The organism is Rhodanobacter sp. T12-5 (assembly GCF_008329435.1).
GTDB lineage: Bacteria > Pseudomonadota > Gammaproteobacteria > Xanthomonadales > Rhodanobacteraceae > Rhodanobacter.
Map to the genome: position 1 here is coordinate 172,847 of NZ_NPKN01000006.1, position 15,822 is coordinate 188,668.

The window sequence follows — 15,822 nt, forward strand, 5'->3', positions numbered from 1 at the left end:
GTTCATGTCTGATCCTCGCGGTCTGACAACAGGGGCCGCAGTTTTTCGTCGATCGCCTCACGTGCCCGGAAGATCCGCGAACGCACGGTACCGATCGGGCAGCCCATCGCCTCGGCGATTTCATCGTAACTGAGGCCATCCACCTCACGCAGCGTGATGGCTGTCCGCAGCTCTTCGGGCAACGCTTGGACAGTGGAAAACACGGATTGTTCAATTTCCTGGCGCATCAACTCGCGCTCCGGGGTAGCGCTGTCGTGCATGCGCTCGGCGCCGGCCGCCAGGAATTCGGCATCGTCGGCGTCGATGTCGCCCGCCGGCGGACGTCGGCCCATCGCGACCAGGTGGTTCTTGGCGGTGTTCACCGCAATCTTGTACAGCCACGTGTAGAACGCGCTATCGCCCCGAAACGAGCCGATCGCGCGCCATGCGCGGATGAAGGACTCCTGCGCGATGTCCTCGCATTCCGCATGGCTTCTCACGTAACGCGAAACCAGCCCGATCACCTTGTGCTGGTACTTGCGCACCAGCAGATCGAATGCCCGTTTGTCCCCGTTCTGGACGCGCTCGACGAGCGCGCGGTCCAGTTCGTTTTCGCCCATCCGGGCCGTGTCCATCGTCAATGCCGTCATCCGCTGCGGGAGCTTGTTGGAAACTGAACGCGCTGCTCAGACCGTTGCCGAGCGCTCAAGTTCAGCCTGCGAAGGTATTCCCCCACCATAACGCACCGTCCGTTGCCCAGTTGTCATGTCGGAAGGAAGGGTGTCACTCGTCATGGGGCCATCCGCAAGCGACTCAAGCCGGTTCGGCGGCCCGCGGTTCGAGCAGGCGCTGGCGCTCGGCCAGCAACTTGTCGAAGCTGATCGGCTGCAGCGGGCGGCAAAACAGGTAGCCCTGCAGCTCGTCGCAATCGTGGGCGCGCAGGAACTCCAGGTGCTGCTCGATTTCCACGCCCTCGGCGATCACTGCACGCTTCAACCGATGCGCCATCTCGATGGTGGCTCGAACGATGGCCTCATCGTCCGGATCGACGCCGATGTTGCGCACGAAACTCTGGTCGATCTTGATCCGGTCGGCCGGCAGGCGGCGCAGGTAGTCCAGGGAGGCTGCGCCGGTGCCGAAATCATCGATCGCGATATGGCAACCCAGCTTGTGCAGCGCGTGCAGGTTTTCCACCAGATTCGGCGCGGCCTTGATGCTGATGCTCTCGGTAACCTCCAGCTCCAGCAGGGTCGGGTCCAGGCCAGTGTCACGCAGGGCCCGGACAACCGTATCCAGCAGCTCCGGCTCCATCAGCTGCACGGCCGACAGGTTCACGCCCAGGCGCAGTCGCAAGCCGTACCGCTGCTCCCATTCCTGCGCTTGCCGGCACGCCGTGCGCATGACCCATTCGCCAATCGAGATGATCAGGCCGGTTTCCTCGGCCAGCGGAATGAACACCGCCGGGCTGATCATGCCCAGTTCGGGGTGTTCCCAGCGTACCAGCGCCTCCATCCCCGTGATGTCCTCGGTCTCGGTATCGACCTGCGGCTGGTAGACCACCCGCAACTCGCCGTTGCCCTCCGCATGGCGCAGTCGCGTTTTCAGCGCCATGCCATGTTCCTTCGCGTATTCCGGGCTTACTTCGTAGATCTGGAAATTGTTGCGACCCTGGTGCTTGGCCGCATACATCGCCTCGTCAGCGTGCTTGAGCAGGGTCTGCGCATCGCCCGCGTCGTCGGGAAAGAAACTCAGGCCCATCGAGGCGGTGATCTGCAATTCGGTGCCGTCGTCGAGATACAGCGGCGTCTCCATCATCTGTACGATCTTTTCGGCCACCCGCAGCACGTCGTCGTTCTTCACGATATGCCGCAAGACAATGGTGAACTCGTCGCCGGCGTAGCGGGCGACGGTATCCGAAGCGCGAATGCTGCCGCACAGTCGCTGCGTGACGACCCGCAAAGCCTGGTCGCCAGCGGCGTGGCCGTAGGTGTCGTTGATGGCCTTGAAGCGGTCCAGATCGACGAACAACACGGCGAAACATTCGCCGTTGCGGGTCGCCTCGCGAATGATCGTGTCCAGCCGGTCATTGAACAGCAGCCGGTTTGGCAGCCCGGTCAATGCATCGACCAGCCCTTCGGCGCGGCCCTGCTCGCGCGTGCGGCTCAACTCGAGCATCTGGGCAAAGCGCGCCGCTGCGCAGCGCAGCACCGGCTCGATGATGCTCATTTCGCCAAAACCCTTGCGACTGCCGGCCAGCATGGCGCCGAGCACGGCATGGCGTTCGTCGTACAGCGGCAATCCGGCAAAACCGGTCAATTCGAGTTGCTGCAGCAACGGATCCATCGGAGCCAGTCGCTTCGCGTCCGTCCGGTACAGGATGGGCTTGCCGCCCAGTACCAGTTGCAGGGAACCCTGCAATTGCGGCGCGGGCCAGGTCTGCTCATCGCCATTCCACAGATGCAACAGTTGTGTCGGCCCTTCGCCGCCGTCCTGGCGCGCCGCCCAGACCACCAGGTAATCCAGCCCCAGTTCGTCGAACAACAGGCGCGCCGCCGCGGTTTGCGCGTCGACACCACTGGTCGAGGCGAAGATGCGCGACAGCAGCGACAGCGCAGCCTCCGCCCGCAGGTCTGCGCGATCGCTGCGGAACATCAGCGCCAGTGCTTCCTTTCCCGCATGCCGGATGCGACGCACGCTGGCCTGGCCGATGTCGGCACCCAGGGCCGATTTGCGTTGGCATGGATACCAGCTGCGATCCGCCTCGGCCAGCACCTGGGCGATCGCGACGCCCTCGAAACGCAGCACCTCGGACAACGCCAGGCCCTCCCATTGGCGCGTGTGCATCCGGCTGTGCCTGGCCACGGTGGGACTGACTTCCAGCAAGCGTCCGGTCTGCGGATCGACGATCAGCCACTCGCTGTCGCCTTCCTCGAAGACATACCGGTAATCGCCCGGCTCACTACCGCCGTGGAGGGGGCCCGGAGCAGACAGGCTGGGCTGGCTGCCGAGCGAGCGCCGCCAGCGAGCGAGCAGCTCGGTACCGATCTGCTCGGCAGACAACCAGTCGGCGATCCCCGCCGGCAGGTCGGCCGGGTTGAACGAGGCCTCTTCGGACAACACCGCGATCAGTGGCGCGCCGCTGCCGCCGGGCAGACGGCGTGTCTGCTCGATGCAACTTTTCGCCTGCTGTTCGTCGCCGGAAAAAACCACCACCACGAGTTGCAGCGAGGGACGCCCTTCCAGCAGGATCGCCGCATGCGACACGTCACGCGCACTGTAGATATGCGGGTAACCCGCCTCGTCGAGCGCATCGAACAGGTTGCGTCGCAGCTCACGCTGTGCAGCGATCAGCAGAATGCCGGAATTCATCTGCGTGTCCGCCTCAAACCAGCCAGCGACCGTCGCGCAGGCGCAACCGCCGCGGCTGACTGTCTTCGCTGCCCAGGTGCACGGCCAGATCCCCCAGGTGCTCGACCAGCGCCGCGGGGGCATCGATCAGCACCACACGCCTGAGATGCTCCTTGGGTGCACGCGCCAGTTGACGCAGCAAGGTGGCATCCATCGCCGACAACGGCAGCTCCAGCCCGATCAGGAAATAGACGCCGAAATGCATGCTTTGCCGCATGTAGCGGAGCGCATTTCCCAGTCGCTGGCAATCCGGCACCCGCACATGCGCGTCGCGCAGGCTGCCCAGGCCGGTATCGGGCTGCCACAGGTAGACCGCCTGGCCGGTGTGCCGGGCCAGCGCGCGGAACTGATCGATCAGTGCGTGGACATTCTTGCAGTCCAGCAGGACCAATCCGCTGGGCGCAGCCAGCACGCGCTCGAAAATCTCGGTGCCCGCTTGCGGTGAAGCGGAGGCCATTGCGGACATCATTGCATCGCGTTCCTGCAGTGGCTGCATGGTGATCCCGGCAAGGCAGTTTCGACACGGGACCCGCCGGGTGAATGGTCCAGCCGGCACGAATTCCGGTCCAATGAAGCACGACAAAACCGAAAGTCGCCGCCGAGTCGACACGAAAACCACGCAGCGCCCCTTGCCCACGCCGGACAGTCCGGTGGGGTAGCCGATTTCACACCTGCTTCATCCGCCGGTCAAGGACGCCGGTCACAGCTCGCAATCGAGCCAGCGGGACGGTATGGTTCATGCCTCATCCATCACGCTTGTAACCCCATGTTCGAAGGATTGCGCTTCAACCACTGGCAGACCAGCGAAGGCGACGATGGCGTTGTCACGCTGACCCTCGATCGCGCCGACAGTCGCGTCAATGCGATCTCCCGCGCCATGCTGGACGAACTGGAGCAGATCGTCGAGCGGCTGGCGATCGACAAGCCCGCCGGCGTCATCATTCACTCGGCCAAACCAGCCGGGTTTGCGGTGGGGGCCGACATCAAGGAGTTCGTCGAGTACGCCCGGCACGACACTGTGCTGGAGAACATCGAACACGGCCAGCGCGTCTACGAATCACTGGCGCGCCTGCCCTGCCCGACCGTGGCTGCCGTGCACGGCGCCTGCATGGGCGGCGGCACCGAGTTGATCCTGGCTTGCCACCAGCGCATTGCGGCAGACGACGAAAAAACCCGCATCGCGCTGCCCGAGGTAATGCTCGGCATCCATCCCGGCTGGGGCGGCACCGCGCGCCTGCCAAGGCTGATCGGCGCCACCGACGCGCTGCCGCTGATGCTTACCGGCAAGTCGCTGTCGGCCAGACGCGCGCTGGAACTGGGCGTGGTCGATCGCATCGCCCTCCCCGCGGAACTGCTGGCCGAGGCGCGCCTGTTGCTGCGTCATGCGCCGCCGCGTCCCTTCGCACGACGCGCCAGGGCCTGGGCCAGCAATACCTGGCTGGCCCGGCAGATCCTCGCGCCGATGATGCTCAAGCAAACCGCTGCGAAGGTGCGCAAGGAGCATTACCCCGCCCCGTTCGCCATGATCGATGTATGGAAGCGCGGCGGCTCCGGTATCCAGCAACGACTGAAGATCGAAGCCCGTTCGGTGGCGAAGCTGGCAAAGACGCCTACAGCCCAGAACCTGATCCGCATCTTCTTTCTGCAGGAACGGCTGAAGAGCCAGGGCAGCGGCGTCGAGGCGGGTATCCGGCATGTGCATGTGGTGGGTGCGGGCGTGATGGGTGGCGACATCGCCGCGTGGGCCGCGCTCAAGGGTTTCGACGTGACCCTGCAGGACCGCGAGATGAAATACATCCAGCCGGCGCTGGATCGTGCCCGCCAGCTGTACGAGAAGAAGCTGAAGTCCCCCGAAAAGGTCGAGGCTGCCATCCGCCGGCTCCGCGCCGATGTCGATGGCAACGGCGTGGCTTCCGCCGATCTGGCGATCGAAGCGATCTACGAGAATGCCGACGCCAAGCGCGCGCTGTACGGCCAGATCGAGCCCCAGTTCCAGGCTGACGAGATTCTCGCCAGCAACACCTCCAGCATTCCGCTGGATGAGCTGCGCCAGGGCCTCCAAGCGCCCCGGCGCTTCCTCGGGCTGCATTTCTTCAACCCGGTGGCGCAAATGCCGCTGGTCGAGGTGGTCCGCCACGACCAGCTCGATCCGGCCATCGAGAAGCGCGCCCTGGCGTTCTGCAAGGCGATCGGCAAGCTGCCGGTCGCCGTCAAGGGAACGCCGGGATTCCTGGTCAATCGCATTCTGATGCCGTATCTGCTGGAAGCCTTGCGCCTGTACAGCGAGGGTGTCCCAGGCGCGGTGCTGGATCGCGAGGCAAAAAAATTCGGCATGCCTATGGGTCCGATCGAACTGGCCGACACGGTGGGTCTGGATGTCTGCGCCTCGGTCGGCAAGGAACTCGCTCCGTTTCTCGGACTGGAGCTTCCGCCCGGGCTGGATGAAAAGCTCGATGCCGGCAAGCGCGGCAAGAAGGACGGCCAAGGCCTGTATGTCTGGCAAGACGGCAAGCCGGAAAAACCCGAGGTCGACAAGGAGTACGTGATGCCGCCGGATCTGCAGGACCGCATGATCCTGCCGATGGTGAACGAAGCCGTCGCCTGCCTTGCCGACGGCGTGGTCGACGATGCCGACCTGCTCGACGCCGGGGTAATCTTCGGTACCGGTTTTGCGCCGTTCCGTGGTGGCCCGATCCAGTACGCGCGCAGTGTTGGCGTCGACCAGCTCAGGTCACGCCTTGAGCAACTGGCGCGCAGCTACGGCGAGCGCTTCAAACCGAAGCATGGCTGGGATCATCAGGCGCTGACCGATACCGGTGGCAAGCAAGAAGCAACGCACGACGCGTGATGCGTTTCCCGTTCCCCGCGATCACCACATCAGGTCATCCGGCACGCCGTCGTCACCGATGCCATTGGCCCCTGGATCGACCAACAGGGCCAGATGATGTGGATCGAGCGCACGAACCTGTTCGGCGATGTCACGGTTGACCAGCAGGTAGCGGCCGGCCTGCTGCACCACGCCAAGCTCGCCGGCGTTGAGTGCCGCCAGTTGCGCCGCGTCGACATGCACGCGGCGGATCTTGCCACCGTATTCGAAGTTGCGTGGCTGATCGGCCTCGGCCTTGTTCAAGGTCCGGCCTTCGAGCAATTGCTGGATCTTCAACTTGCGCTCGCGGCGAAGCCTGGCCTGCTCGGCTGCTTCCTGCTCTATGCGTTTGCGTTCGCGCGCTTCGGTCTGTGCCCGTATCGCATAGGCTTTGGCCAGATCGATGTCCTGCTGGCTCTGTCCTGTCGGCCGCGCAGGCGGCTTGCCGCTCTTGCGCGCCGTTTTGCCGGAAGGCTGGGAGACCGGGCGCTTTTGTTCGCGCGACCGGTCTTGCTGGACCTGTTTGACGATGCCGCTCTTGAGCAGCTGATCGCGCAGGGAATCGGCCATGCTGGGGTTCCGTGATCGGTAGGGCGGGATCGGTTCAGTCGGATGGATCAGTAATGCGGCGGCGGCGGCTCGTCATGCGGGTCGTCTGCCTGTGCGACGCGCATCGACGCCATCTCGCCGCGCAAATCGCGCAACGCACGCTCCAGCGCCGCGATCCGCGGCGACTGTTCGGCATCCGCCACAATCAGCGCCTGCACCGCCTCATCGATGAAAGTCAGCCGGACCTCCATTTCGTCCAGCCGCTGTCCCAATACTTCATTGGAGATGTTCAATTCGATATCCGCAAGCTGCGACCGCGGCCGATGCCGTAATAAGCCAGGCCGGCCTCTTCCACCACGGCCGGGTCGTACAGATTGCGTCCGTCGAATATCGCCGGCTCGGCCAGCGTCGCGCGGATATGCGCAAAATCGGGGCTGCGGAACGCCTTCCATTCGGTGACCACGGCCAATACGTCGGCGCCGTGCAGCGCCTCATGCGGCTTGTCGCACAGCACGAGGTCTTCGCGCTCGCCGTAGAGGCGATGCGTCTCCTCACGCGCTTCCGGATCGAACGCGCGCACTTGCGCACCTGCATTCCACAACGCTTCCATCAGCTGCCGGCTGGGCGCTTCGCGCATGTCGTCGGTATTGGGCTTGAACGCCAGTCCCCACAGCGCGATGGTCCGGCCCTTCAGCTGGCCGTCGAAATGGCGCGAAATCAGTTCGAACAGCTTGCCCTTCTGCTGCCGATTGACCGCCTCTACCGCGCCGAGCAGGCGCGCCTCGTAGCCGTGGCTGTGTGCCGCGCGCTCCAGCGCCTGCACGTCTTTCGGAAAACACGAACCACCGTAGCCGGCTCCCGGATAGATGAAGTGATAGCCGATGCGAGGATCCGACCCGATACCCTGCCGCACAAGCTCAACGTCCGCCCCCACCCGCTCGGCGATGTTCGCGATCTCGTTCATGAAACTGATCTTGGTCGCCAACATCGCGTTCGCCGCATATTTGGTCAGCTCGGCCGAACGTTCGTCCATTACCACCATGCGATCGTGATTGCGGTTGAACGGCGCGTACAGCTTGCGCAATGCCGCCACCGCGCGCGCGCTCGAAGCGCCCACGATGATCCGATCCGGTCGCAGGCAGTCCTCCACCGCGGCGCCCTCTTTCAGGAACTCCGGGTTGGACACCACATCGAATTCGATCGCCACGTCGCGCGCAAGCAATTCGGCTGCAACCGCTTCGCGCACGCGATCGGCGGTGCCGACCGGCACGGTCGACTTGTTCACCACCACCGTATAACCCCCCAGATGCTGGCCGATGCTGGCAGCCACCGCCAGCACATACTTCATGTCGGCGCTGCCATCCTCGTCCGGCGGCGTACCCACCGCAATGAAAAGCAGCTCGCCGTGCGCGATCGCCGGGGCTACCTCGGTGGTGAAATCCAGCCGCCCGCTGGCGTGATTGCGCAGCACGATTGATTCCAGGCCCGGCTCGTAGATGGGGATTTCACCACGCTTCAATCGCTCGACCTTGGCTGCGTCGATATCGACGCAGATCACGTGGTTGCCCATCTCGGCCAAACAGGCACCGGTAACCAGTCCCACGTAACCGGTACCAAAAATAGTGACCTTCATCATCGTTGTCGCGACTCCCTCGTAACGAACTGACTATTGTAACCGCGTGGTTGTGGAAAGGCCGTTGACAGTCTGCGGAAAGCAGAAGGGCGTGAATTGCTTCACGCCCTTCCTGTTTTGCGATCTTTCAAATCGCGATTGACGGTATTACTTGGCGGGCGTGGCCGCACCAGCAGCGGTCGGGCCGGTCTTGACCAAGGTCACGTCGAAAATCAGCGTGGCATTCGGCGGCATCGGCGGCTGCGGCTCGGAACCGTAGGCCAGCGAGGACGGAATGAACAGCTTGTAATGGCCGCCTACCTGCATCAGCTCCAGGCCCTCACGGAAACCCGGGATCACGCCAGCCAGCGGGATCGAGGCCGGACCCGGCGGGTTGTGCTTGGACGAGGCGTCGAACACCTGGCCGTTGACGAACGTGCCGGTGTAGTTGATCTCCACGGTATCGTTCGGACCCGGACGCGCGCCCGTACCCTGGCTGATCACCTTGTACTGCAGGCCCGAAGCCGTGGTCTTGACGCCGGGCGCGCTCTTGTTCTTGGCGAGGAAAGCATCGCCTTCGGCCTTGTTCTTGGCTGCAAGCTTGGTCATCTCGACCTTGTACTTGGCCTGGATCTTGGCCATGAAGGCGTCATGCACCTCCTTGGCTTCGGCATCGGTCATGGTCGGCTTCTGGCCGGACAGCGCCGCCTGCACCGCACGGCCCACCGCAGCGGCATCCAGTTCGTCGCGCATGATCGGCGGAACCTGAGAAGCGATCTCCCAGCCCACCACATAACTCGCCTTGGCCTTGTCGACCGTGCCGGCGGCGCCGGTCTTGGCAGCCTGAGCGTACACGCTCGCAGTCATGCCCAGCGCAACGGTCATCGCGACCGCCGTTAGCGTGGGACGCAGAAAATGCTTCATTCGTAACTCCCTCGTGTTTAGATATGCCGGCGTTGCCGGCCGGGCCCCCCGATGGGGCAGGCCACGCATTGTGCGGCGCTTGTCCGGTCTTGGCAACGACTCAAGGGTCCGACCGTCAGACCGCATAAAGGTTCATTTGCATCGTCAAATGGTTCACGCGGATCAGCCGGAACCGTCCCCGGGCAGCTCCGGCTTGTCCAGGGTCTCCTTCAGGGCCGCCTGCAGGCGCGCGTGCATCTTCACCAGGCTGCGCCATAGCACCACAGCCAGCACGACCCCAAGAATCACCAACGACAGCGCAATGCCGCGTGGCGGCAGAATCGTCGTACCCAGCGCACTGACCAGCAGGGCCAACGCCAGCAGGGTCGCCAGCGGAATGATGCGCGCCAACACATTGCGAATGGTCTGGGTGTACGAACCGGCGAAGCGCTCACGTATGCCGATTTCGGCCAGCAACATGCCGAGCGCCTCGGCCTTGCGGTACACCGCGATCAGCATCGGCAGGGACAGAAACAGTGCGCACGCCCAGATCAGCGTGTGGCGCAGATCGCGGCCGATGCCGACCATCGAAAACCAGCTCCAGTTGTGCGCATTGACATAGGCACCAGCCATGAACAGCGTCACCACCAGCAGCACATTGATCCCTATATGCCACAGCAGGCGCCGGAAAATCGCCGCGATCGCCGCGTTTTCGTTGACCGGCTTGAGGTTTTCCAGCCAGCCGCTGTAACTGGTCGCCAGCAGACGTGCCGACCGCGGCGTCATCCGGTGCAGGCCGTTCGCCAGTCCGTCGGCCGAACGGGTCAGATACGGCGAAGCCGCCATGCAAACCACGGAAACCGCCACCGCGATCGGATAGATGAAATCGCTGATCACGCCGAGCGAGAGTCCCAGCGTGGCGATGACGAACGAGAACTCACCGATCTGCGCCATCCCCAACCCCGAACGCAGCGACGTGCGCGCATCGTGGCCGGTCACGAAAATGCCAAGGCTGCAGGCCAGCGTCTTGCCGACGATTACCACCGCCGCGATCGCCAATGCCGGCAGCGCGTACTGGAGCAGCATCGCCGGGTCGATCTTCAGGCCGATCGCCACGAAGAACAATGCCGCGAACATGTCCCGCAGCGGCTCGACCAGACGCAACACGCGACCGACGCATCGCGACTCGGCCACCACAGCACCCGCGAGGAACGCGCCCAAAGCCACGCTGAAACCCATCCAGGCCGCCAGCAGGCTGGCACCGAAACAGATGCCGAGCACGCTGACCAGCAGGGTTTCATCGCTGCCGAAGCCGGCCACGTAATCGACCAGCCGCGGCAACAGCAGCAGGCCGAGGATCATTCCCACCACCACGAACAAGCCCAGGTGCCCGATCAGCGTGAATGCCGCTTCGGCCTGCACCGATCCACCGATCGCCACCGCCGTGAGCAAGGTCAGCATCACGATCGCCAGCATGTCCTCGGCCACCAGCAGGCCCACCACAAGCTGGGCGAACGGCTGATGTCGCTGGCCGCTTTCGGCCAGCGTGCGGGTCGCCACCATGGTCGAGGACAGCGAGATGATCGCGCCCAGGAACAGTGCGTCCATGCCCTTCCAGCCGAACAGCCCGCCGATGCCGATGCCGATCCACAGCATCAGCCCGACTTCGCCCAGCGCCACCACCAGCACGCCGATGCCGACCTCGCGCAGTTTGCGCACGCTGAACTCCAGCCCCAGCGTGAACATCAGCAACACCACGCCAAGATTGGAAATGTCGTCGATCGCGCGCGGATCGGCCACCAGCGTTCCCGGCGTATGCGGACCGATCAGCACGCCGGCCAGGATGTAGCCCAGCAATACCGGCTGGCGCATGCGCTGGAACAGGATCGTGGTGGCACCGGCCACGATCATCACCACCGCAAGATCGCGAATGAAGCCGATTTCGTGCATACGCCATCCTGTTCAACACTCAAGTCACTGCAGCTTAAACGAATACACTTCATCCCCTGCCCGGGTGCACGCTGGCAACGCCGTCGTCGGCGAATTCAATTGCGCGGATTCCCGAAAAAAAGCTTGACGGATATGTGACTCGGACCTATTCTTCCTGGCTTCCAGCGGCGGGGCCATAGCTCAGCTGGGAGAGCGCCTGCATGGCATGCAGGAGGTCGGCGGTTCGATCCCGCCTGGCTCCACCAACTTGAATTGTCCCCATCGTCTAGAGGCCTAGGACACCACCCTTTCACGGTGGACACCGGGGTTCGAATCCCCGTGGGGACGCCAAGTCGGCTCGCAAAGCTGGAAGAAGCAACAAAATGCGGAGTGGTAGTTCAGTTGGTTAGAATGCTGGCCTGTCACGCCGGAGGTCGCGGGTTCGAGTCCCGTCCACTCCGCCACTATTCAAACAAAAGCCCGCCAAGTGCGGGCTTTTTTGTTGTCGTGTACTCGTGCGCTCATCCGTGCGCGAAAAGATCAAGAAGCAGCCATCCATGGCTGCACTCTTCAAATAACCCCTATTCCAGACTGCCCTCGCACGACTCCGATTGCGGCTCCAGCGTTCCGGTGGAATGCCCCTGCTCGGCGAGGTACTCCAGCCAACGCGAAAGGAAACCGTTCATGCGCAGGCGATGCTGGAACACCGTATGCGCCGGCGAAAAGGGTCCCAGCACCTGCCACAGATGGCGACCCGGATGGCAATGCAGGGCCTCGGCCACGTGGGCGTCGGTGTACATGCGCAACTGTGCCGACGGTGCGCGCTGGCCGGTATGCGCATCGACGAAGTCGTAGGTGAGTTCCAGCTCCAGCGTATACGGATGGCATTCCTGCACATGCAGGTGCACGTTCAATCCATCATCGACGCTGGATACGTAACGGCCCGCAGCGAGTTGCTGCGGCGCGAACAGCCGCGTCAGGCGGTGATAGTTCTCCGCATACAAGCCCATCAGGAACTCGAAGCGTCCCGGCAGCAGGCTGTGGCGATTGTCCAGTACGGCGCTCATCAAAAGTACTGCAACTCCAGTCGACGTTCAGAACATGGTCCGCTCGATACCGAAGCGGTCGAAGATCTTGCTGGCGATCTCCTCGATCGACACATGCGTGGTGTTGAGGCTGGGAATGCCGGCCTGGCGCATCAGCCGATCGGCTTGTTCCAGCTCCCAGCGACATTGCTTCAACGTGGCGTAGCGGCTGCCGGCGCGCCGTTGTTCGCGGATCTGCGCCAGCCGCACCGGATCGATGGTCAGCCCGTACAGCCGATCCTTGTAAGGGCGCAGGCGTGCAGGCAATTCGAGCTTCTCGAGGTCGTCGTCGGTCAGCGGATAGTTGGCGGCGCTGACGCCGTAATGCAAGGCCATGTAGAGGCAGGTCGGCGTCTTGCCGGAGCGCGACACGCCGACCAGGATCAGGTCGGCCTCGGCGTAGTTCACGTCGATGCCATCGTCGTGCGAGAGCGCGTAGTTGGTTGCGTTGATGCGCGCCTCGTACTTGTCGAAATCGACCATGCCGTGCGAACGGTTGACCGCACCGGAGCGCTTGGTACCCAGTTCATCCTCCAGCGGACCGATGAACGGCGCGAACACGTCCAGCATCAACGCACCGCTGGCCGCCACGATCTCGCACAGCGCACGATCGGCCATGGTGTTGACCACGATCGGTCGCTGCCCGCTCTGCGCGTATTTGGTCTTGATCCGCAGTGCGGCGGCTTCCGCCTTGTGCGCGTTGTCCGTGAACGGCAACCGGTGCTTGTCGAACTGCACGCCCTCGAATTGCGCCAGGATGCTGTTGCCGATCGTCTCCGCGGTAATACCAGTGGAGTCGGAAATGAAAAAAACCGTTCGCTGCATACAGGATCCCATTCGCGCTGGTGCGTTTGTCCGCACCTTAGCGCAAGCGCAAAATGCTGTCGCCGATTGACTGGCGCCTGACTGGTATGTCGTTGGAATGGCATCTGCCGGCAATGGTCTTCTTGTGCTGCGCACCATCGACAGCGGACAATACCAGTTCTTTGCAACCCGCTTCGCGCCTTCGTGCCGCGTCCATTCCACTACCCGTAGAGCTTCTTGAGGAGACACCCTTGAACGACCTGGTGCTTTGGCTCGACCAACTGCGCATGACCGACCTGGGCAAGGTCGGCGGCAAGAATGCCTCGCTCGGCGAGATGATAGGCAACCTGGCCAAGCTCGGCGTCTCCGTGCCTGGCGGCTTTGCCACCACGGCCGATGCGTTCCAGCAGTATCTGGAAAAGAGCGGCCTGGCCAAGCGCATCCAGGAGCGACTGGCCTCGCTCGATGTCGACGACGTCGACACGCTGGTCGCGGCAGGCAAGGAAATCCGCGGCTGGATCGTCGACACCGCCCTGCCCGGCGAACTCGAGCAGGCAATCCGCGACGCCTACATCAAGCTGTGCAAGGACGCCGGGGCCGACGACATCGCCGTTGCCGTGCGCTCTTCGGCGACAGCCGAGGATCTGCCCGACGCGTCGTTCGCTGGCCAGCAGGAAACCTTCCTCAACGTCGTCGGCATCGACGACGTGCTGCATAAGGTCAAGGAGGTTTTCGCCTCGCTGTACAACGACCGCGCGATTGCCTACCGCGTGCACCAGGGCTTCAGGCACGAGGACGTGTTTCTCTCCGCCGGCGTGCAGCTGATGGTGCGTTCGGACGTCGGCGCCTCCGGCGTGCTGTTCACGCTGGACACCGAATCCGGCTTCCGCGACGTGGTGTTCGTCACCGGTTCGTATGGGCTTGGCGAGATGGTCGTGCAGGGTGCGGTCAACCCCGACGAGTTCTACGTATTCAAGCCGACGCTGCGCGACGGCAAGCCGGCCGTCCTGCGCCGCAACCTCGGTGCAAAACAGCTGCGCATGGTCTATTCCGATGCACCCGGCGAACGCGTGCGCACCGAAGACACCCCGACCGAACTGCGCAACAAATTCTGCATCAACGACGAAGACGTGCAGGAGCTCGCCCGCCAGTCGCTGATCATCGAGAAGCACTACGACCGCCCGATGGACATCGAGTGGGCGAAGGACGGCCACACCAGCAAGATCTACATCGTGCAGGCACGTCCGGAGACGGTGAAGTCGCGTTCGCACGCGACCCAGCTGGAACGCTTCCATCTCAGCGAGAAAGGCAAGGTATTGGCCGAAGGCCGTTCTATCGGCCAGAAGATCGGCGCCGGCAAGGCGCGCGTGATCCGCTCGCTCTCGGACATGAACAAGGTGCAGGTCGGCGACGTGCTGATCGCCGACATGACCGACCCCGACTGGGAGCCGGTGATGAAGCGTGCCTCGGCGATCGTCACCAACCGCGGCGGCCGCACCTGCCACGCGGCGATCATCGCGCGCGAGCTGGGCGTGCCGGCGGTGGTCGGCACCGGCAATGCGCTGGAATTGATCCCCGATGGCGCCGACGTCACCGTGTCCTGCGCCGAAGGCGACACCGGCACGATCTACGAAGGCATCCTGAAGTTCGAGCGGATCACCGCCGACCTGGGCGCCATGCCCGAGGCGCCGCTGAAGATCATGATGAACGTGGCCAACCCCGAGCGCGCGTTCGACTTCGGCATGCTGCCGAACGCCGGCATCGGTCTGGCCCGGCTGGAGATGATCATCGCCAGCCACATCGGCGTGCACCCGAAGGCGTTGCTGGAATACGCCAAGCAGGACGCCGAAACGAAGGCGAAGATCGACGAGCGCATCGCCGGCTACCCTGGCCCGGTCGAGTTCTACGTCGACCGCCTCGCCGAAGGCATCGCCACCATCGCTGCCTCGGTCTACCCGAAGCCGGTGATCGTGCGTCTGTCCGACTTCAAGTCGAACGAGTATGCCGGCCTGCTCGGCGGTTCGCGCTACGAGCCGCACGAAGAGAACCCGATGATCGGTTTTCGCGGTGCCAGCCGCTACGTCGATCCCAGCTTCGCCGAGGCGTTCGCGCTGGAGTGCCAGGCGGTCAAGCGCGTGCGCGAAGTGATGGGGCTGAACAACGTATGGGTGATGATCCCGTTCGTGCGCACGCTCGGCGAAGGCCGCAAGGTCATCGAGGTGCTGGCGAAGAACGGTCTCAAGCAGGGCGAGCACGACCTCAAGGTCATCATGATGTGCGAAGTGCCCTCGAACGCCCTGCTCGCCGACGAGTTCCTCGACATCTTCGACGGCTTTTCGATCGGCTCCAACGACCTCACCCAGCTCACCCTGGGCCTCGACCGCGACTCCAGCATCGTCGCCAGCCTGTTCGACGAACGCGACCCGGCAGTCAAGAAACTGCTGGCGATGGCGATCAAGACCGCACGCGCCAAAGGCAAGTACATCGGCATCTGCGGTCAGGGTCCCAGCGACCACCCCGACCTGGCCGAATGGCTGATGGAACAAGGTATCGAATCGCTGTCGCTGAACCCGGATACCGTCGTCGACACCTGGCTGCGGCTGGCCAAGAAAAAGGCCGGCTGACCAGGTTCGGATCGGAGGCAAGCCGGCCCCACGCCGCTTGTCTCCGCCCACCCCGTCGCGTAA

General features: G+C 63.7%; 12 protein-coding genes and 3 tRNA genes. 5 read left to right on the forward strand and 10 right to left on the reverse strand.

From position 1 onward, the window contains the following. Positions 1-2 precede the first annotated feature (2 nt). The 3 genes from rpoE to CIW53_RS13090 form a co-directional block, all read right to left on the reverse strand. The gene (gene rpoE / locus CIW53_RS13080) at positions 3-599 is read right to left on the reverse strand and encodes an RNA polymerase sigma factor RpoE (protein WP_172969678.1); all 597 of its coding nucleotides are present in this window, start codon (positions 597-599) and stop codon (positions 3-5) included. A gap of 193 nt (positions 600-792) precedes the next feature. Continuing rightward, complete coding sequence (locus CIW53_RS13085) at positions 793-3,348, reverse strand: bifunctional diguanylate cyclase/phosphodiesterase (protein ID WP_149365173.1); 2,556 nt, start codon at positions 3,346-3,348, stop codon at positions 793-795. Positions 3,349-3,361: 13 nt separating this feature from the next. After that, positions 3,362-3,856: a hypothetical protein gene (locus tag CIW53_RS13090; RefSeq protein WP_149365270.1), complete on the reverse strand. Its 495-nt coding sequence runs from the start codon at positions 3,854-3,856 to the stop codon at positions 3,362-3,364. Between the two features lie 297 nt (positions 3,857-4,153). On the opposite strand from CIW53_RS13090, the gene CIW53_RS13095 reads away from it, so the two are divergent. Then, complete coding sequence (locus CIW53_RS13095; RefSeq protein WP_149365174.1) at positions 4,154-6,235, forward strand: 3-hydroxyacyl-CoA dehydrogenase NAD-binding domain-containing protein; 2,082 nt, start codon at positions 4,154-4,156, stop codon at positions 6,233-6,235. A 21-nt stretch (positions 6,236-6,256) separates the two neighbouring features. On the opposite strand, the gene CIW53_RS13100 is transcribed toward CIW53_RS13095, so the two are convergent. The 5 genes from CIW53_RS13100 to CIW53_RS13120 form a co-directional block, all read right to left on the reverse strand. Continuing rightward, positions 6,257-6,823, reverse strand: coding sequence for a DUF2058 family protein (locus tag CIW53_RS13100; protein WP_149365175.1), 567 nt, complete (start codon positions 6,821-6,823; stop codon positions 6,257-6,259). A gap of 47 nt (positions 6,824-6,870) precedes the next feature. After that, complete coding sequence (locus CIW53_RS13105) at positions 6,871-7,095, reverse strand: SlyX family protein (protein WP_149365176.1); 225 nt, start codon at positions 7,093-7,095, stop codon at positions 6,871-6,873. After that, the gene (locus CIW53_RS13110; RefSeq protein ID WP_149365271.1) at positions 7,092-8,435 is read right to left on the reverse strand and encodes a UDP-glucose/GDP-mannose dehydrogenase family protein; all 1,344 of its coding nucleotides are present in this window, start codon (positions 8,433-8,435) and stop codon (positions 7,092-7,094) included. The genes CIW53_RS13105 and CIW53_RS13110 overlap by 4 nt, the downstream gene beginning before the upstream one ends. 147 nt (positions 8,436-8,582) lie before the next feature. Beyond that, positions 8,583-9,338, reverse strand: a complete 756-nt coding sequence (locus CIW53_RS13115) for an FKBP-type peptidyl-prolyl cis-trans isomerase (protein WP_149365177.1) — start codon at positions 9,336-9,338, stop codon at positions 8,583-8,585. A gap of 162 nt (positions 9,339-9,500) precedes the next feature. Continuing rightward, positions 9,501-11,267, reverse strand: coding sequence for a cation:proton antiporter (locus CIW53_RS13120; RefSeq protein ID WP_149365178.1), 1,767 nt, complete (start codon positions 11,265-11,267; stop codon positions 9,501-9,503). 169 nt (positions 11,268-11,436) lie between these two features. Here CIW53_RS13120 and CIW53_RS13125 point away from each other — a divergent pair. The 3 genes from CIW53_RS13125 (at position 11,437) to CIW53_RS13135 (ending at position 11,710) form a co-directional block, all read left to right on the forward strand. Beyond that, positions 11,437-11,512: transfer RNA gene (locus tag CIW53_RS13125), tRNA-Ala, on the forward strand. A gap of 9 nt (positions 11,513-11,521) precedes the next feature. Further along, positions 11,522-11,597, forward strand: a tRNA-Glu gene (locus CIW53_RS13130). Positions 11,598-11,633: 36 nt separating this feature from the next. Beyond that, positions 11,634-11,710: transfer RNA gene (locus tag CIW53_RS13135), tRNA-Asp, on the forward strand. 117 nt (positions 11,711-11,827) lie between these two features. On the opposite strand, the gene CIW53_RS13140 is transcribed toward CIW53_RS13135, so the two are convergent. Beyond that, positions 11,828-12,313, reverse strand: a complete 486-nt coding sequence (locus CIW53_RS13140; RefSeq protein WP_149365179.1) for a DUF1249 domain-containing protein — start codon at positions 12,311-12,313, stop codon at positions 11,828-11,830. Between the two features lie 27 nt (positions 12,314-12,340). Further along, positions 12,341-13,156, reverse strand: a complete 816-nt coding sequence (locus CIW53_RS13145) for a pyruvate, water dikinase regulatory protein (protein WP_149365180.1) — start codon at positions 13,154-13,156, stop codon at positions 12,341-12,343. A gap of 230 nt (positions 13,157-13,386) precedes the next feature. Here CIW53_RS13145 and ppsA point away from each other — a divergent pair, with 230 nt between their 5' ends. Beyond that, a complete protein-coding gene (ppsA, locus tag CIW53_RS13150; protein WP_149365181.1) occupies positions 13,387-15,759 on the forward strand; it encodes a phosphoenolpyruvate synthase in 2,373 nt (790 codons plus the stop codon). The last annotated feature ends 63 nt before the right edge of the window (positions 15,760-15,822 follow it).